Source organism: Herbiconiux sp. VKM Ac-2851, from assembly GCF_013205105.1.
Taxonomy (GTDB): domain Bacteria; phylum Actinomycetota; class Actinomycetes; order Actinomycetales; family Microbacteriaceae; genus Herbiconiux; species Herbiconiux flava.
Window position 1 is genome coordinate 106,433 of record NZ_JABMLJ010000002.1, and the last position, 16,242, is coordinate 122,674.

Genomic DNA, 16,242 nt, shown 5'->3' on the forward strand with positions numbered 1-16,242 from the left:
GCCCCATGAGAAGTCCGGGTCGAGGCCCGGCGAGAGGATCGCGATGCGAACACGCACCACCCCTGCGACTGCGGTCGCCGACGAGTCCACGGATTCCGAGGCGCGCTGCGACGTCGACTGGGAGCTCGAGTACGGTCGCTTCTGACGGCCGCCCGAGGCGCAGCGCAGGCGCCGTCGCGACCCCCGGGCCGTGGCGGCGCTTCCGTCGCACCGCGGCTCAGGTCACGGAGCCGTCGCATCCCCCGGCGTACGGTGACGACGTGCCCCACGTCACCGGAATCCACCACGTCGCCGTCACCGTCAGCGACCTCGCCGCCTCTGTCGCCTTCTACGAGCGCGTCCTCGGCTTCCCGCCCGCCGGCGGCATCGATGACGAGCACCTGCATCGGCGGCTGTTCACCCTGCCCGACGGCGTGAACCTCGGACTCACCGAGCACGACCCCACGACGGGCGAGCGCTTCAGCCCGTTCCGGCCCGGCCTCGACCACCTGGGCCTCGCGGTCGCCGATCGCGCCGAGCTCGAGGCGTGGGCGGCCCGCCTCGACATCCTCGGCATCCCGCACAGCGGCCTGGTCGACGCCGACTACGGCACCGCCCTCAGCTTCACCGACCCCGACGGCACCGCACTGGAGTTCTTCGCGCCGGCCCCGTGACGCATGCCCGGCCGCGGGCGCCCGGCGACGTGACGGATGCCCGGCCCCGTGACGCATGCCCGGAAGCGGACATGTCCGCAAGCGGGCCTTGTGTCGGATAGCCTCCAGCCCCGATCCTGAAGGGCAGTCCCGATCACTGCGCGAGGAGTCCACCGTGCCAGACCTGAACCGACGCTCCGTCCTCGCGATGGGCGCCTGGTCCGTGCCGGTGGTGGCCGTCGCCGTCGCCGCCCCCGCGGCCGCGGCCAGCACGGAGTTCGCGTTCGCCCTGGTGCTGTCGCCCGAGTCGGCGACCACCTTCCGCGACGTCCGCAGCTCGGTGAACCTCTCGCTCATGAACACGTCGACGACGGAGTTCTCCGGCACCGTGTCCGTCATCATGTCGGGCATGTACGTGCGCAACTCGGACAACTTCCTCCTCGTCGCCATCGCCGAGAGCCTCCAGTGGTCGGGCGTGACCCGCACGGTCTACTCGCCCACGACCCTCTCCTGGTCGGGCACTCTCGCCCCCGGCGCGATCAGCACCTCCGTGCTGCTCCAGCCGCAGTCGCAGCACCTCAGCTACCCCACGACGAGCACCATCGCCTTCAACCCGGTCGACCAGACCGCGGCCCCGAAGAACTTCACCGTCACCTGGTACTGACCCGCCGCGCGCGGCAAAAAGAAAACCGCCAGATCGCGGGGATCTGACGGTGGAGATCTGACGGTGCGCGTCGCAGGAGAGATACAGTGCGGAGACGGTGGGATTTGAACCCACGGTACCCTTGACGGGTACTCCACCTTAGCAGGGTGGTGCACTAGGCCGAACTATGCGACGTCTCCTTGGCTTTCGCCTGTGCCATCATAGCCGACGGTTCGCGCGAAGTCGGCCACCGCATCCGCCGCCGTCGCCAGGTGCTCGGCGTGGGTGTGCCCCGAGAGCTTCGCGCGCGGCTTGAACTCGTGCTCGCCGTCCTCCAGCCAGACGAAGCGGATGCTCGCCGGCAGCCCGTACGCCGGCACCTCCTCGACCGTGCCGAACGGGTCGCGCGTGCCCTGGCAGACGAGCGTCGGCGTGGCGAGCGAGAGCAGGTGCGCGGTGCGCAGCCTCTCGGGCCGCCCCGGTGGATGGAACGGGTACCCGAGGCACACCAGCCCCCGCACCTCGCCGGCCGCCCGCAGCTCGTCGGCGACGAGGCTCGCGACGCGGCCGCCCATCGACTTGCCGCCGATCAGCACCGGGCGCGAGGCTGGTTCGGTCGACAGCACGGCTGCGACGGCGGCGCGGTACTCGTCCATCAGCGTCTCGGCCTTCGGCGGCGGCTTGCGGCGTCCGTCGGGCCCGCGGCGGGCGGCCATGTACGCGAACTCGAAGCGGGCGACGCGGATGCCGCGGTCGGCGAGGAGGGCCGCCATCCGGTTCATCCAGTCCGAGTCCATCGCCGCGCCCGCGCCATGCGCGAGCACGAGCACGGGGCCGTCGGCGGGCCCGGTCCAGAGCAGCTCGGGCATGGCGCTACTCGTTGCCCACCGAGCAGGTGTAGTCGGCGGCGGTCTGGCCCTTGACGGAGTCGGGGAGCAGGGTGGATCCGTCGGCGAGCACGGTGCCCGGAGCGGGGGCCGGGGCCGCGGGGGCAACGGGGGCGGCGGGGTCGATCGGCGCCGAGGGGTCGGTGGGATCGGCGGGGGCTGACGGGTCGACGGGGGCGGCAGCATCCGGAGCCCCCGGCGAAGCCGGATCGACGACCGACGCCACCCCGCCCGGAGCCGCGACCGCGACGGGCTGGTCGGCCAGGATCGCCGCGAACAGGATGTCGGCCGCCTCGCTGTCGGGCGCCACCTTGCCCTCGGGAACCCAGTCGGCGGCGAAGTTCGGGTAGGCGACGAAGGTGACCTTGGAGAGGTCCATGTCCTTCAGGGCGAGCGCGATCGAGACCATCGTGTCGGGCGAGGCCAGCCGGTCGGAGAGGGTCATGTTGCTCGCGGCGGCCTTGGCGAGGCCGTAGAGCTTGCCGAAGTCGGTGAGGGTCGAGTCGCTCTTCACGGTGCGGACGAGGGAGGAGAGGAAGACCTGCTGCGAGGAGATGCGGCCGATGTCGCTGCCGTCGCCGACGCCGTGGCGGGTGCGCAGGAAGCCGAGCGCATCCGCCCCCTTCAGCGGGTGGGTGCCGGGCTCGAGGTAGACGCCGGTGAACGGGTCGTCGATGACCTCGGCGACGCAGACGGGCACGCCGCCGACCGCGTTGGACATCTCGATCACCCCGTTGAACTGGATCTCGGCCGCGAACGGGATGCTCAGCCCGGTCAGGCTCTCGACCGTGAGCACCGTGCAGGCGAGGCCGCCCTGGCCGAGCGACTCGTTGATCGGCGCGGTGTAGCCGCCGCCCTCGGGGCACTCGGGGAGGTCGACGACGAGGTCGCGGGGGAAGCTGACGACGGTGGCGCTCGAGTGGTCCTGCGCGATGTGCATCAGCATGGTGACGTCGTTGAGCTCGGCACCCTCGTCGTCGCCGTAGGCGTCACCCTGGCCGGTGCGGCTGTCGCTGCCGACGAGCAGCAGGTTGACGCCGCCGTCGATGGCCGAGATGGCGGGGGCTGCGGCTGCGATGTCGGCCCCGTCGGCGCCACTCGCCTGGGCAGCCGCGGCCTCCTGGTCGGAGACGAGCGAGACGGTCTGGATGCTCCGCGTGACGTCCCAGGCGGCGTAGGCGCCGAGGGTGACGCCGCTGATCCCGAGCACCGCGACGGCGGCGAGCGCGGTGGTCGCCACCGTGCGGAGGGGATGGGGACTGCGCAGGCGGCCGTGGCGCGCGATCGGCGTCTTCTTCGTCATGGTGGCGGGACTCCTTTGCAGAAGTCTGGCACAGTGTTATATTCAATGCATTGGTTGATAAAGAAAGCGGTTGATAATGGATGCTCGCTCCGACGACGGGCTCGACCGGGCGTTCCTCGCCCTGGCCGATCCGGTGCGGCGCAGCATCGTCGCCCGCCTCAGCCGCGGGCCCGCGACGGTCGGGTCGCTCGCCGAACCGTTCGCGATCACGGTGCAGGCGGTGTCGCGGCACATCCGGGTGCTCGAGGAGGCCGGGCTCGTCACGCGCAGCCGCGACGGACAGCGGCGGCCGGTGCATCTGGCGCCGGCCGCGCTCGAGGGGCTGACGGCCTGGATCGACGGATACCGGCTCGAGCACCAGCGGCGGTTCCGGCGCCTCGACGGGGTGCTCGGAGCATCCGCCGGCCCTGCGTCGACGGAGCCCATCACCCCCGCCACGACTTCGAAGGAGAAGGAGAAGGAATCATGACGAACCCCACCATCATCACGGCCCCGGAGGGCCTGCCGTTCATCGAGATCGTGCGCGAGTTCGACGCGCCCGTCGCCGCCGTCTACGCCGCCTACGCCGACCCCCTGCTCGTGGCGCAGTGGCTCGGGCCCGACGGCTACGACGTCGACCTGGAGAGCTACGACCTCGTCAGCGGCGGCCACTACCGCTACCTGCACACGAACCCGGCGGGCGACGTGTTCGCGTTCCGCGGGTCGTTCCACACGGTGCGGCCCGAGGAGCTGATCATCCAGACGTTCGAGTGGGAGGGGATGCCCGACTCGGTCTCGCTCGAGACCATCCGCTTCACGTCCGGCGCCGCCGGCGCCGCCCGCGCGGTCATCCGCGGCTGGAGCGTCTTCCCGAGCGTCGAGGCGCGCGACGGCATGGTGCAGAACGGCATGGAACGCGGCGTCGTCGAGGGCTACGGCCGCCTCGACGCGCTACTCGCCCCCTGAAGGCGCCCGCCTCCGTCTCCCGGCCGCACCCGCACCCAACACCAACCGCCGCTGAGTCGCGGCAATGCGTCGCATCTCGCCGCGACTCAGCCCGAAACGCGACCATCTGCCGCGACTCAGCCGCCGTCAGTGCAGCGAGACGTCGGCCGCCGTGCGCCGCCACGCGAGGAACCGCACCGTGAGGCCCGGCCGCGTCGGCGCCGCCACGAGCGGTCCGGCCTGCGCGTCGAGCGCCGCCTCGAACGGGATCACGCGCACGAACTGCAGCGGCCTGCCGTCGACCCCGGCCCGCACGATCAGCGCGTCGGCGCCCCGGCTCACCCGCACGAGCACCCGCCGCCCGAGCCACGCAGGCACCGGCGCGACCGACCAGTCCGAGCGCCCGTCGGTCACCACGGCACCCAGTTGCAGCAGCCCGTCGGCGAACTCGACGCCCGCCTTCACCCAGCGATCAGCGGATGCCCGCACGAACACCCCCGCCTGGTCGAACTGCTCGGCGAACTCCGCCTCGAACTCGACCTCCATCGCGGTGCCGACTGCGAACGGCGCGAGCAGCCCGTGCTCGCTGTCGTGCACGAACCCGTAATACGTCTCGCGCCAGGCGTCGCTGCCCTCGGTCGCGGTGACGACGAGCGCGTCGCCCCGCTCCTCCGCGGCCTCCGGCAGGTGCGTCCAGCTGCCGTCGGACCACGGGATGCGCTCGGGCTCGCTCATACCCCCACGCTACCGGCGCCCGCCACTGCCCCGCGAGCCCGCGACGCACCCCGGCCGAAGGGGCTCGACACGTCCTAGCCGGCAAAGGTGCACTGCGTTTATTCGCCGCCGAGTGAGGAGACGCGTCACCAGCCGACGAGCACCAGCGCCGCGCCGCACGGCGAGTGCGCGTCTTGGCGCGTCGCGCTAGAAGATGCGGTTCAGCGGCCCGCGAGGGTCGCGACCGCGTCGGCGAAGGCGTGCGGCGCCTCCTGGGGGACGTCGTGGCCGACTCCGGGGAGGGAGACGATCGAGAACGGTCCGGTGAAGCGGTCGCGGGTGCGGTCCGAGTCGTCGGGGCCGAAGCCGTCGGCGAGGGCGTCGAGCGAGATCGTCGGCACCGCGATCGGCGGAGTCGTGGCGAGGAAGGCCTCGAGCTCCGCGAACCGCGGGTCGCCCTCGGCGTGACGGTGGCGATGCCGGTAGGAGTGCACGGCGACGTCGACGAAGTCGGGATTGTGCAGACTCGGGCTGCTGCGCTCGAAGGCCTCACCCGCTCCGGACCACTCGGGCGACCACAGCCGCCAGAGCAGCCCGCACAACCCGTCGCGGTCGGCCTCGAGCCCGGCCCGGCCGCGGTCGGTGTGCAGGTACCACTGGTACCAGTCGCGGTACTCGTCGATCGGTGACGCCGGTTCGATCGAGGCGGCGATGTCCTGGATGGCGTAGCCGCCGACCGTGACGAGCCCGCCGACGCCCTGCGGTCGCACGGCCGCGGCGATGCACGCCGCCCGGCCACCCCAGTCGAAGCCCGCGACCACGGGTCGTTCGAGCGCGAGGGCGTCGATGAGGTCGAGGAGGTCCTGCCCGACGGCCGCCTGCTGCCCTGACCGCGGCGTGGCTGGCTCGCGGAACCGCGTGACCCCGTACCCGCGCACGTACGGCGTGATCGCCCGCACCCCCCGCGCCGCGAGCAGTGGCACCACCTCCTCGAAGCTCAGCACGTCGTACGGGAACCCGTGCACGAGCACGGCCACCGGCCCGCCGCCGTCAGCCGCGCCGCCGGGCTGCTCGACCATCGACGCGCTGTCGAAGAACGCGATCTCGAGATCGTCGGTCAGCACCGTGCGCAGTTCTCCCAGAGTCATGCCACGACTCAACCATCCGCCCCCGACACGACATCGTGCACCCCGTTGCCGCCTCCCGCCGACCGTCATTGACTGGGAGCGATCATCACGACGTCGAAGGAGACCATCATGAGCGACGACAGCACCACCACCCCCACCGGCGAGAACGAGCCGTTCGACCAGACCAACGGCCTGGCCCAGGGCCTCGAGGGCGACGACCGCGGCACGGTCGGCGACGCTCCCGACGACGACGAGGAGACCGGCGGCGTGCTCGGCGCGACCTTCCGCGGCCTCGCCGAACCCCTCTCGGGCGAGCGCGACGGCGACGCCGACGGCGCCACCCCCGAAGACGCCGACGAGGCGGTCACCCCCTACAGCGAAGAGGGCCGCTAGCGGTCAGCGACCACCGGACGCCCGTGGCGGAGGGCAAGAGATTCGAACTCTTGAGGGCTTTGACACCCCACCAGTTTTCAAGACTGGCTCCATCGGCCGCTCGGACAGCCCTCCCGACCGCCGCCGCCCAGGGGCGCAACGATCAGCCACGAGCATACCCGCCCGGGCGCGCGCACGAGAAAGCTCAAGAAAGAGCGGATGCGCGAGCCGACGCCACGGCAGCACGGCGCCGAGGTGTGCCGGCCGCGCATCCGCCTCAGAGGGTCGCGAGCGCCTGCGCCACCCCGTCGTCGTAGACCGAGGCCGTGACCTCCGTGGCTGCGGCGATCACGTCGTCGGGCGCCTGACCCATGGCCACGGCCCGCCCCGACTCGCCCGCCCAGCGGAACATGTCGAGGTCGTTGCGCCCGTCGCCGATGGCCATCACGCGCGAGCGCGGGATGCCCAGAGCCGACCGCACCCGCTCGAGCCCGGTCGCCTTGTTCACGCCGTCGGGCGCGATATCGAGCCACGCGGTCCAGCCGATAGAGTAGGAGACCCGGTGCAGGCCCATCCGGTCGACGACCTGCAGGAAGTCCTCCATGTCGTGATCGGGCGAGACCACGACGACCCGCGTCGCGCGGATGCAGATCATCTCCTCGAACGTCACCAGCCGCGTCTGCTCGCCGAGCGCCGCCTGCGGGAACGAGTCGGTGTACATGAAGTTGCCGTCGTCGTCCTCGACCGCGAACACGGCCTCCGCGAGATGCGAGCGGATGGTCGTCAGCACCGGCCCGGGATCGAACGTCTCGACATGCTCCTGCCGATAGCCGAGCGGCGCATCCGGGTCGCGCTTCAGGGTGACGGCGCCGTTGGCGCAGACCACGTACTCCGGGGTGATGCCGAGCTGGGCGACCACGGGGAGGGTGTGCACCGAGGAGCGCCCGGTGGCGAGCATGACCTCGTGGCCGTCGGCGGCGGCGCGGCGCACCTCGGCGCCGACGATGTCGCTCAGCGAGCTGTCCTCGTGCAGCACCGTGCCGTCGATGTCGAGGGCGACGAGCCATGGCGCGCTGGAGCTGGGAGCGGCGGTCATTTCTGACCGCCGCTGCGACGCCAGCGCCGAGCGCCGTCCCGGCGCTCGGTCTCACGCATTGGGCGCCTCGATCACGGCGAGCCCGCCGAGGTACGGCCGCAGCACCTCGGGGATGACGACCGAGCCGTCCTCCTGCTGGTGCGTCTCGAGCAGCGCCACGATCCACCGCGTGGTGGCGAGCGTGCCGTTCAGCGTCGCGACCGGCGCCGTCTTGCCCGACTCGGTGCGGTAGCGGGTGTCGAGGCGGCGCGCCTGGTAGGTGGTGCAGTTCGAGGTCGAGGTGAGCTCGCGGTAGGTCTCCTGCGACGGCACCCAGGCCTCGGTGTCGAACTTGCGGGCGGCGCTCGAGCCGAGGTCGCCGGCGGCCACGTCGATCACGCGGTAGGCGAGGCCGAGGTCGGTCAGCATGGCCTCCTGGTACGACAGCAGCGCCTCGTGCTCGGCCTCGGCGTTCTCGGGCAGCACGTAGCTGAACATCTCGAGCTTGTTGAACTGGTGCACGCGCAGGATGCCCCGGGTGTCCTTCCCGTGCGACCCCGCCTCCCGGCGGTAGCAGGTCGACCACCCGGCATAGCGCAGCGATCCGGCCGAGAGGTCGAGGATCTCGCCCATGTGGAACCCGGCGAGCGCCACCTCGCTCGTCCCCGTGAGGAACAGCTCGTCGGCGGGCAGGTAGTAGACCTCGTCGGCGTGCTCGCCGAGGAAGCCGGTGCCGTCCATGGTCTCGGGGCGCACCAGCGTCGGGGTGATCAGCGGGGTGAAGCCGGCGGCGAGCGCGCGGTCGAGCGCGAGGTTCATCAGCGCGATCTCGAGCCGGGCGCCGATGCCGGTGAGGAAGTAGAAGCGCGCACCCGAGACCTTGGCGCCGCGGGCGAGGTCGAAGACCTTCAGCGACTCGCCGAGCTCCACGTGGTCGCGAGGCTCGAAGCCGAACGAGGGCTTGGTGCCGACCTCACGCAGGGTGACGAAGTTCTCCTCCCCACCCGAGGGAACGCCGTCGACGACGATGTTCTGGATGCGGCGGGCCGACTCCGTGAACGCCGCCTCCGCATCCGTCGCCCGCTGCTGCGCGGCCTTCACCGAGGCGGCCAGCTCCTGAGCCTGGGCCACGAGGGCCTTCTTCTCATCTTTGGGGGCGGCGGCGACGGTCTTGCCGAAGGCGTTCTGCTCGGCCCGCAGGGTCTCGAACTCGGTCAGCGCCGCACGGCGCGACAGGTCGGCGGCCAGGGCGGTGTCGACGAGCTCGACGGATGCTCCCCGCGCACGCTGCGAGGCTCGGACGACATCAGGGGCTTCACGCAGGAGGACGGGATCGATCACGCCTGCCAGTCTACGGGCCGCCCCCGACGCCCAGCGGCGGGAGAAAGCCGCAGACCGGCGGGAGGACGCGGCGGGAACGCCCCGCCCCCGCACGGTACGGTGATCCCGTGGCACGGGAAGCGGAGACGCGCACACCCCCGCGGGCGGCGATCGTGGTCAATCCGGTCAAGGTCGACGCGGCGAAGCTGCGCGGGCTCGTCGAGGCGGCCGAGACCGCGGCCGGCTGGGGCCCGACGCTGTGGTTCGAGACCACCGTGCACGAGGCCGGCGGTGAGGCGACCACGACGGCGGTCGCCCTCGGGGCCGCGGTCGTGATGGCGGCCGGCGGCGACGGCACCGTGCGCGCCGTGGCCGAGGCGCTGCGCGACACCGGGGTGCCGCTCGGCCTGCTCCCGGTGGGCACGGGCAACCTGCTGGCCCGCAACCTCGAGCTGAACCTCACGAACGTCGAGCTCGCGGTGATGACCGCCTTCACCGGGTTCGATCGCGCGATCGACCTCGGGGTGGTGCAGGCCACGCGCGGTGACGGCTCCGTCGACGAGCACGTCTTCCTCGTGATGGCGGGTCTCGGGCTCGACGCCAAGATGATCGCCAAGACCAACAAGGCGCTGAAGAAGCGCGTCGGCTGGCTCGCCTACGTCGACGGCATCGGCCGCGCGCTGCCCGAGCTGAAGCCGGTGCGACTGCGCTTCCGGATGGACGGGTCGGCCTGGCGCTCGACCTCCGCCCACACCGTCATCGTGGGCAACTGCGGATTGCTGCCCGGCGGGCTGCTGCTCATCCCGAACGCCGAGCCCGACGACGGCCTGCTCGACATCGTCGCGCTTCGGCCCGAGGGCCCCTTCGGCTGGCTGAAGGTGTGGAACAAGATCGCGTTCGAGAACGGCGTGCTGCGCAAGTCGGCCGCGGGCCGGCGCATCATCGACCTGAACCACGACGTGCGCTCGGTCACCTACGCGAAGGGCCGCGACTTCGAGCTGCGGCTCGAGACCGAGGAGGAGATCCAGCTCGACGGCGACGAGTGGGGCACCGCGACGGCCGTGCGCAGCCACGTGGCTCCGGCCGCGCTGCTCGTGCGCGTGCCGTCGCTCACGCCCGCGGTCACGGCCGTAGCGGTCGAGGCGCCCGACTCAGCAGGTCGTGCCTGAGCCCGAATCGAAGAGCGAGCGGATGCTCAGCGAGCCCGGCGCGGACGGGTGCGCCCCGGCGCCACCGTCTTCTTGTGCGACGCCTTCGCCTTGGCCTCGGCCTCGGCGGCACGGGCCTCGGCGGCGCGCGCCTTCGCCTTGGCGGTCGCCTTCTGCTTGACGGGCGGCTCCGTGGATCCGGCCGCCCGCGAGGTGTTGGCGGTGCGACCCCGCACGACGCCGACGAACTCCTCGACGAGGGCCGCACGCTCGGCCGGGAGATCGGTGCGCCACACCAGCGCTACGGTGGTGGAGGGGGCGCCGGTCACGGGGCGGGAGTCGACGTCCTTCCGCGCCCAGAGGCGGGCGAGGGACTTCGGCAGCAGCACGGCGCCGACGCCCGCGGCGACGAGGGCGATCGCGTCGGGGCCGCCGGTGGGCGTGGCGGCGGGGGCGTGCATCCGCTCGCCGATCATCGCCTCGAGCTCGTCGAGCGCGATCTCGTCGACCGCGGTGATCTCGTGGTCGGCGGGAACGACGACGACCGGCAGCTCCTCGTACAGCGGGATCGCGTGCACGCCCTCGGTGCGCACGGGCAGCCGCGCGATCACGACGTCAGCGGGCCCGGAGGCGGACTCGGTCTCGGCCGGCTCGGCATCGGCCGGCTCGGCGTCGGCCGGCTGAGCGGTGGCGTCCGCGGGGGCCTCGGCGCGAGCATCCTGAGCCTCGAAGAGCACGGCCAGATCGTCGGTCGACCCCAGCGCGACGGTGTCGAGCGGCAGCAGCTCGAGCCGCTCGCCGGGGAAGCGCTCGCCCCAGATGCGCACCCACTTCGACGGGGTGACGCCGGGCACGAAGGCGACTCGGAGGACCATGGCGCCCCCTTTCATCGAGCCCGCCCAGGATACGCTGTGCAGATGAGCCCCTCCAAGACGCCGCAGACCATGAAGCCGGCGACCGCCGCGAAGAAGCTCGGCATCTACCTGCCCGCGGCCCCCGCGGAGCTGCAGGAGGCGCCGATGACGCGCGAGACGCTGAACGAGCTGCTGCAGTCCCCGCCCGAGTGGCTCGTCGAGCTGCGGCTGAACGGCCCGCACCCGCGCGACGTCGTGGCGCGCAAGCTCGGCGTATCGATCTCGGGCCTCGCCCGCGCCGGGGTGACGGATGCGCTCACCACCGCCCAGATCAAGGAGCTCCTCGAGGCGCCGCCCGAGTGGCTCGTCACCGAGCGCCGCATCCAGGCCGAGGTGCGGGAAGAGAACCACCGCGTGAACGACATCAAGGCGGGTAAAGCGGCGCTGGCCGACACGGCCGAGTGACCGACATCGAGCTGGCCTCGATCCCGGGCGGCACGCTGCAGCTCGTGGATGCGCGGCGGAACCTCCGCCGCACCGAGCAGCTCGAGCCCTTCGACATCGGCGTCTACCCGGTCACCGAGGCACTCGTGGCCGAGCTGATCGGGGTCACCGCCGAGCATCCACGCCGCCCGGCCGTCGAGCTGAGCTGGTTGCGCGCCGTGCGCCTGTGCAACGCCGCCTCCGAGTGGGAGGGCCTCGACCTCGCCTACGGCGTCGACGGCGAGGATGTGGTCTGGCACCGCGACTCCGAGGGGTACCGGCTGCCGAGCGAGGCCGAGTGGGAGTTCGCCTGCCGCGCCGGTTCGACGGGGCCGGTCTACGGGCCGCTGCCGGAGGTCGCGTGGTCGGCCGCCGACGGGGTGCGGTCTCCGCAGGACGTCGGGGCGCGGCATCCGAACCTCTATGGGCTCTTCGACATGCTCGGCAACGTCTCGGAGTGGTGCTTCGACCTGCTCGACCCGGACGACGACCCCTCCCGGGGCGCGCGGGTGTTCCGCGGCGGCGGCTTCGCCGACGACGCGTGGAACGTGCGGGCCGACGTGCGACGCGGTGCCGGGCCCCGCTCGACGCACGACGACGTGGGCCTGCGGCTTGCCCGATCGGCTGAGTAGCACCCCCATTCTCTGGCGGGTCGGCGGCCCCGGGCGTACGGTTCGAGCATGAGCGTGCCCACGGTGAGCCTGGACCGATACACCGATGTGCGACCGGAGCTCGCGGACTGGATGCGCGAACAGCGCTGGTACGCCTCCTCCGAGCAGAGCCCCGCGCTGACCCGCGTCGGCGTCTGGACACTGACCGACCACAAGCACCAGGTCGGCCTCGAGACCCATCTGCTGCTGGACGAGTCGGGGCCGGCGCCGGTGCTCTACCAGGTGCCGCTGTCGTTCCGCTCGTCGCCGCTGCTCGGCGGTGAGCGCGCCCTCGTGGAGCGCGTCGAGGGGCCGAGCGGCTCCGTCTACGTCTACGACGCCCCGCACGATCCCGCCTTCACGCGGGCCCTGCTCGCGCTGATGCTCGACGACGAGGTGACCGCGGGCGAGTCGCCCGACGGCACGGAAGCCCAGGGGCATCACGCGCTGACGAGCCCGGAGATCCGCGTCACCGACTCGCGCGTGCTGCGCGGCGAGCAGTCGAACACCTCGATCATCTTCGATCTCGTGCACCTGAACGGGAAGCCGGCGCAGCCGGTGATCTGCAAGCTGTTCCGCGTGCTGAGCGACGGGCAGAATCCCGACGTGGTGGTGCAGTCGGCACTGAGCGATGCCGGTTCGCGCCTCGTGCCGCGTGCCGTGGGGTCGGTCTCGGGGTCGTGGAACGATCCCCGGGTCGAGGGCGGGCGGGCATCCGGTCACCTGGCCTTCGCGCAGGAGTTCATCCCCGAGGTCGAGGACGCGTGGCGCGTGGCGCTGCGCTCGGCCGAGGCGGGCGAGTCGTTCGAGCAGCTCGCGAAGGCGCTCGGCGAGGCGACGGCCCAGGTGCACACCGAGCTGGCGCGGCTGTTCCCGGTGCACGAGGCGTCGGACGCCGACCGGAGCGCGATCGTGGCGAGCTTCCGCGACCGGGCCGCGCAGGCGCTCGTCGAGGTGCCCGCGCTGGCCGCGCAGGCGAGCGCGGTCGACGAGGTGTTCGCGGCGGCGGCCGAGGCGTCGTGGCCGGCGTTCCAGCGCATCCACGGGGACTACCACCTCGGGCAGGTGCTGGCGGTGCCCGGGCGCGGCTGGGTGCTGCTCGACTTCGAGGGCGAGCCGCTGCGGCCGCTCGCCGAGCGGAGCGAACCCGACGTGACGCTGCGCGACGTGGCGGGGATGCTGCGCTCGTTCGACTACGTGGCGGGCACGCTCGCGCAGTCCGACCACGCGGAGGCGGCTCGGGCCTGGGCGCACGAGGCGCGGGACGCGTTCATCGACGGCTACGTCTCGCGCTCGGGGCTCGACCTGCGGGCGCAGCGCGTGCTGCTCGACGCCTTCGAGCTCGACAAGGCGCTCTACGAGGTCAGCTACGAGGCGCGCAACCGCCCTGACTGGGTCTCGATACCGGTCAACGCGATCGAACGCCTCGCGAACAGGCCGCGCTAAACGGTCTGCTCGCCCCGAGCAGGCTCCGCTAGGCCGTCGGGTCCCCGCTGATCAGCCCCCGCAGCCAGTCGCGCGCCTCGCGGAAGACCTCGTCGTCGTAGCGGTCGACGTACTCGACCGGTGCCTGGTCGGCCCGCGGGTACGAGCCCAGGAAGATCACACTGGGGCTGAACCGGCGGACGCCCAGCAGAGCATCCGCCACCCGCTCGTCGGAGATGTGCCCGTCGGCGTCGATCACGAAGCGGTAGCGCCCGAGGGCGTCGCCGATCGGCCGGGACTGCAGCAGCGACAGGTTCACCCCGCGCGTCGAGAACTGCTCGAGCAGTTCGAGCAGGGCTCCCGAACGGTCGTCGGGAAGCTCGGCGATGATGCTCGTCTTGTCGGCCCCGGTCGCCGTCGGGAGCACGGTGCTGCGCGAGACGAGCACGAAGCGCGTGACCGCGTTGGCGTTGTCGGCGATGTTCTCGGCCAGCACCTCGAGCTCGTGGTGCTGCACGATCTGCGGCGGCGCCACGGCCGCGTCGGCGAGGTCGTTCTCGAACAGCGCCAGCGCCGAGGCCACGTTCGACGTCGACGGGATGTGCCCGTGCGTCGGCAGGTTCGCGTCGAGCCAGCTGCGGGTCTGCGCGTAGGCGACCGGATGCGCGTTCACCACCCGCACGTCCTCGAGCCGTGTGCCGGGCCGCGCCACGAGCACGAACTGCACCCGCACGAGGTACTCCCCTACGATCCTGAGGTTCGGGATGTTCGCCAGCGCGTCGAGCGTCGAGGTGACGCCGCCCTCGATGGAGTTCTCGATCGCGATCATCGCGGCGACGCTGCGCCCCGACACCACGTCGTCGAACGCCTCGCCCACGTTGTTGACCGAGCGCCACTCCTTGCCCCGCGCCTCGGGCACCTGCGCGAGCGCGGCCTCGGTGAAGGTTCCCGAGGGGCCGAGGTAGCTGTACGTCTCCGACATGCCCCCGAGCCTAGCGAGCGGCGATGGCACGGGCGGGCGGCGGGTGCCAGACTTGGGGCATGTTCGAACGCGCCGGCACTGTGGCCCTTCCCGAAGACCTGATCGACGTCGACGCGCTCGTGCGCGCCTACTACGAGCTGCACCCCGACGTGAACGACCCGGAACAGAAGGTGGCGTTCGGCACGAGCGGGCACCGCGGCTCGAGCTTCAACACGGCCTTCAACGAGGATCACATCGCCGCGATCACGCAGGCGATCGTCGAGTACCGCGCCGACCAGGGCATCACCGGCCCGCTGTTCCTCGGCCGCGACACCCACGGCCTCTCCAAGCCGGCGGAGGACACGGCCCTCGAGGTGCTCGCCGCCAACGGCGTCACGGTCTGGACCGACTCGCGCGACAGCTGGACCCCGACCCCCGCCGTCTCGCACGCGATCCTCGCCTACAACCGGGCGGGCCACGACGACCAGGCCGACGGCATCGTCGTCACCCCGAGCCACAACCCGCCGGCCGACGGCGGCTTCAAGTACAACCCGCCGCACGGCGGGCCGGCCGACTCCGACGCCACCGGCTGGATCGCGAACCGCGCCAACGAGCTGATCGCCGGCGGCCTCGCCGACGTGAAGCGCGTCGGCCGCGGCGAGGGCGCGCCCACCGGCACTTACGACTTCCGCGAGCACTACGTGGCCGACCTGGTGAACGTGATCGACCTCGACGCGATCCAGAAGTCGGGCATCCACATCGGGGCCGACCCGCTGGGCGGCGCGAGCGTGGAGTACTGGGAGCTCATCCGCGACCGCTACAGCCTCAACATGGACGTCGTGAACGAGACGGTCGACCCGCAGTGGGCGTTCATGACGCTCGACTGGGACGGCAAGATCCGCATGGACTGCTCGAGCCCCTACGCCATGGCCTCCCTCGTCGCGAGCCGCGACAGGTACGACATCGCGACCGGCAACGACGCGGATGCCGACCGGCACGGCGTGGTCACCCCCGACGCCGGCATCATGAACCCGAACCACTACCTGGCCGTCGCCATCCAGTACCTGTACTCGCGGCGCGAGGGCTGGCAGCCGGATGCGGCGATCGGCAAGACCCTCGTCTCCAGCTCCATGATCGACCGGGTCGCGGGCTCGCTCGGCCGCACCCTCTGGGAGGTGCCGGTCGGCTTCAAGTGGTTCGTGCCCGGCCTGATCGACGGCTCGGTCGCGTTCGGCGGCGAGGAGTCGGCCGGGGCGTCGTTCCTGCGCTTCGACGGCACGGTCTGGACCACCGACAAGGACGGCATCCTGCTGGCCCTGCTCGCCTCCGAGATCCTCGCGGTGACCGGCAAGACCCCGTCGCAGCTCTACGCCGAGCTGACCTCGGAGTTCGGCTCGCCGGTGTACGAGCGCGTCGACGCCGCGGCCACCAAGGCGCAGAAAGCGGCCCTCGGCAAGCTCGACGGCGACGCCATCACGGCCACCGAGCTCGCCGGAGACCCGATCGTCGCGAAGCTCTCGCACGCGCCGGGCAACGGCGCGGCGGTCGGCGGCGTCAAGGTCGTCACCGACAACGCCTGGTTCGCGGCCCGCCCCTCGGGCACCGAGGACGTCTACAAGATCTACGCCGAGAGCTTCGTGGGCGAGGAGCACCTCCGCCGCGTGCAGGCCGAGGCGAAGCTCATCGTCGACGCCGCCCTCGGCGCGTAGCCGCTCACCTCGATC

The 16,242-nt window shown here is 72.0% G+C and carries 18 protein-coding genes and 2 tRNA genes; 10 read left to right on the forward strand and 10 right to left on the reverse strand.

Annotated features, from left to right (window positions below):
- The first annotated feature begins 260 nt into the window (after positions 1-260).
- Together HQQ85_RS07200 and HQQ85_RS07205 are read left to right on the forward strand one after the other, a co-directional pair.
- Positions 261-653 (forward strand): VOC family protein, encoded by a 393-nt coding sequence (locus HQQ85_RS07200; protein ID WP_216851581.1) that lies wholly within the window; start codon positions 261-263, stop codon positions 651-653.
- 154 nt (positions 654-807) lie between these two features.
- Positions 808-1,296, forward strand: a complete 489-nt coding sequence (locus tag HQQ85_RS07205; RefSeq protein WP_173181868.1) for a hypothetical protein — start codon at positions 808-810, stop codon at positions 1,294-1,296.
- A gap of 89 nt (positions 1,297-1,385) precedes the next feature.
- On the opposite strand, the gene HQQ85_RS07210 is transcribed toward HQQ85_RS07205, so the two are convergent.
- The 3 genes from HQQ85_RS07210 to HQQ85_RS07220 form a co-directional block, all read right to left on the reverse strand.
- Positions 1,386-1,475: transfer RNA gene (locus tag HQQ85_RS07210), tRNA-Ser, on the reverse strand.
- Positions 1,461-2,144 carry an alpha/beta family hydrolase gene (locus HQQ85_RS07215; RefSeq protein ID WP_173181869.1) on the reverse strand — a complete coding sequence of 228 codons (684 nt, stop codon included), beginning with the start codon at positions 2,142-2,144 and terminating at the stop codon, positions 1,461-1,463. The genes HQQ85_RS07210 and HQQ85_RS07215 overlap by 15 nt, the downstream gene beginning before the upstream one ends.
- 4 nt (positions 2,145-2,148) lie before the next feature.
- Complete coding sequence (locus HQQ85_RS07220) at positions 2,149-3,465, reverse strand: LCP family protein (protein WP_173181870.1); 1,317 nt, start codon at positions 3,463-3,465, stop codon at positions 2,149-2,151.
- A 76-nt stretch (positions 3,466-3,541) separates the two neighbouring features.
- On the opposite strand from HQQ85_RS07220, the gene HQQ85_RS07225 reads away from it, so the two are divergent.
- Together HQQ85_RS07225 and HQQ85_RS07230 are read left to right on the forward strand one after the other, a co-directional pair.
- The gene (locus HQQ85_RS07225) at positions 3,542-3,934 is read left to right on the forward strand and encodes a helix-turn-helix transcriptional regulator (protein ID WP_173181871.1); all 393 of its coding nucleotides are present in this window, start codon (positions 3,542-3,544) and stop codon (positions 3,932-3,934) included.
- Positions 3,931-4,410, forward strand: coding sequence for an SRPBCC domain-containing protein (locus HQQ85_RS07230; protein ID WP_173181872.1), 480 nt, complete (start codon positions 3,931-3,933; stop codon positions 4,408-4,410). Before HQQ85_RS07225 ends, HQQ85_RS07230 begins: the two co-directional genes overlap by 4 nt.
- A gap of 126 nt (positions 4,411-4,536) precedes the next feature.
- Here HQQ85_RS07230 and HQQ85_RS07235 read toward each other — a convergent pair whose 3' ends face one another.
- Positions 4,537-5,124, reverse strand: a complete 588-nt coding sequence (locus HQQ85_RS07235; RefSeq protein ID WP_173181873.1) for a DUF1349 domain-containing protein — start codon at positions 5,122-5,124, stop codon at positions 4,537-4,539.
- A 200-nt stretch (positions 5,125-5,324) separates the two neighbouring features.
- Positions 5,325-6,251, reverse strand: coding sequence for an alpha/beta fold hydrolase (locus HQQ85_RS07240; RefSeq protein ID WP_173181874.1), 927 nt, complete (start codon positions 6,249-6,251; stop codon positions 5,325-5,327).
- A gap of 108 nt (positions 6,252-6,359) precedes the next feature.
- Here HQQ85_RS07240 and HQQ85_RS07245 point away from each other — a divergent pair, with 108 nt between their 5' ends.
- Positions 6,360-6,623: a hypothetical protein gene (locus HQQ85_RS07245; protein WP_173181875.1), complete on the forward strand. Its 264-nt coding sequence runs from the start codon at positions 6,360-6,362 to the stop codon at positions 6,621-6,623.
- Between the two features lie 24 nt (positions 6,624-6,647).
- Here HQQ85_RS07245 and HQQ85_RS07250 read toward each other — a convergent pair.
- The 3 genes from HQQ85_RS07250 to serS all read right to left on the reverse strand — a co-directional run bounded on the left by HQQ85_RS07250 (position 6,648) and on the right by serS (position 9,018).
- Positions 6,648-6,737 (reverse strand) — tRNA-Ser (locus HQQ85_RS07250).
- 142 nt (positions 6,738-6,879) lie between these two features.
- A complete protein-coding gene (locus tag HQQ85_RS07255; protein ID WP_173181876.1) occupies positions 6,880-7,698 on the reverse strand; it encodes an HAD family hydrolase in 819 nt (272 codons plus the stop codon).
- A gap of 51 nt (positions 7,699-7,749) precedes the next feature.
- Entirely contained in the window at positions 7,750-9,018 is a 1,269-nt protein-coding gene (serS, locus tag HQQ85_RS07260) for a serine--tRNA ligase (RefSeq protein ID WP_173181877.1), read from the reverse strand.
- Between the two features lie 107 nt (positions 9,019-9,125).
- On the opposite strand from serS, the gene HQQ85_RS07265 reads away from it, so the two are divergent.
- The gene (locus HQQ85_RS07265) at positions 9,126-10,166 is read left to right on the forward strand and encodes a diacylglycerol kinase family protein (protein WP_371741807.1); all 1,041 of its coding nucleotides are present in this window, start codon (positions 9,126-9,128) and stop codon (positions 10,164-10,166) included.
- A 26-nt stretch (positions 10,167-10,192) separates the two neighbouring features.
- Here the strand turns inward: HQQ85_RS07265 and HQQ85_RS07270 are convergent, their stop codons facing one another.
- Positions 10,193-11,020: a LysR family transcriptional regulator substrate-binding protein gene (locus HQQ85_RS07270; protein WP_173181879.1), complete on the reverse strand. Its 828-nt coding sequence runs from the start codon at positions 11,018-11,020 to the stop codon at positions 10,193-10,195.
- Positions 11,021-11,062: 42 nt separating this feature from the next.
- Here HQQ85_RS07270 and HQQ85_RS07275 point away from each other — a divergent pair, with 42 nt between their 5' ends.
- Genes HQQ85_RS07275 through HQQ85_RS07285 form a run of 3 tightly spaced genes read left to right on the forward strand, consistent with a single transcriptional unit; the run spans position 11,063 to position 13,578 of the window.
- Positions 11,063-11,464: a DUF5997 family protein gene (locus HQQ85_RS07275; protein ID WP_173181880.1), complete on the forward strand. Its 402-nt coding sequence runs from the start codon at positions 11,063-11,065 to the stop codon at positions 11,462-11,464.
- Positions 11,461-12,114, forward strand: coding sequence for an SUMF1/EgtB/PvdO family nonheme iron enzyme (locus tag HQQ85_RS07280; protein ID WP_173181881.1), 654 nt, complete (start codon positions 11,461-11,463; stop codon positions 12,112-12,114). The genes HQQ85_RS07275 and HQQ85_RS07280 overlap by 4 nt, the downstream gene beginning before the upstream one ends.
- Before the next feature lie 48 nt (positions 12,115-12,162).
- Positions 12,163-13,578: a phosphotransferase gene (locus HQQ85_RS07285; RefSeq protein WP_173181882.1), complete on the forward strand. Its 1,416-nt coding sequence runs from the start codon at positions 12,163-12,165 to the stop codon at positions 13,576-13,578.
- A 28-nt stretch (positions 13,579-13,606) separates the two neighbouring features.
- Here HQQ85_RS07285 and pheA read toward each other — a convergent pair whose 3' ends face one another.
- Positions 13,607-14,539 (reverse strand): prephenate dehydratase, encoded by a 933-nt coding sequence (gene pheA / locus HQQ85_RS07290; RefSeq protein WP_173181883.1) that lies wholly within the window; start codon positions 14,537-14,539, stop codon positions 13,607-13,609.
- 59 nt (positions 14,540-14,598) lie between these two features.
- Between pheA and pgm the strand changes: the two genes are divergently transcribed.
- Positions 14,599-16,227, forward strand: coding sequence for a phosphoglucomutase (alpha-D-glucose-1,6-bisphosphate-dependent) (gene pgm, locus HQQ85_RS07295; RefSeq protein WP_173181884.1), 1,629 nt, complete (start codon positions 14,599-14,601; stop codon positions 16,225-16,227).
- The last annotated feature ends 15 nt before the right edge of the window (positions 16,228-16,242 follow it).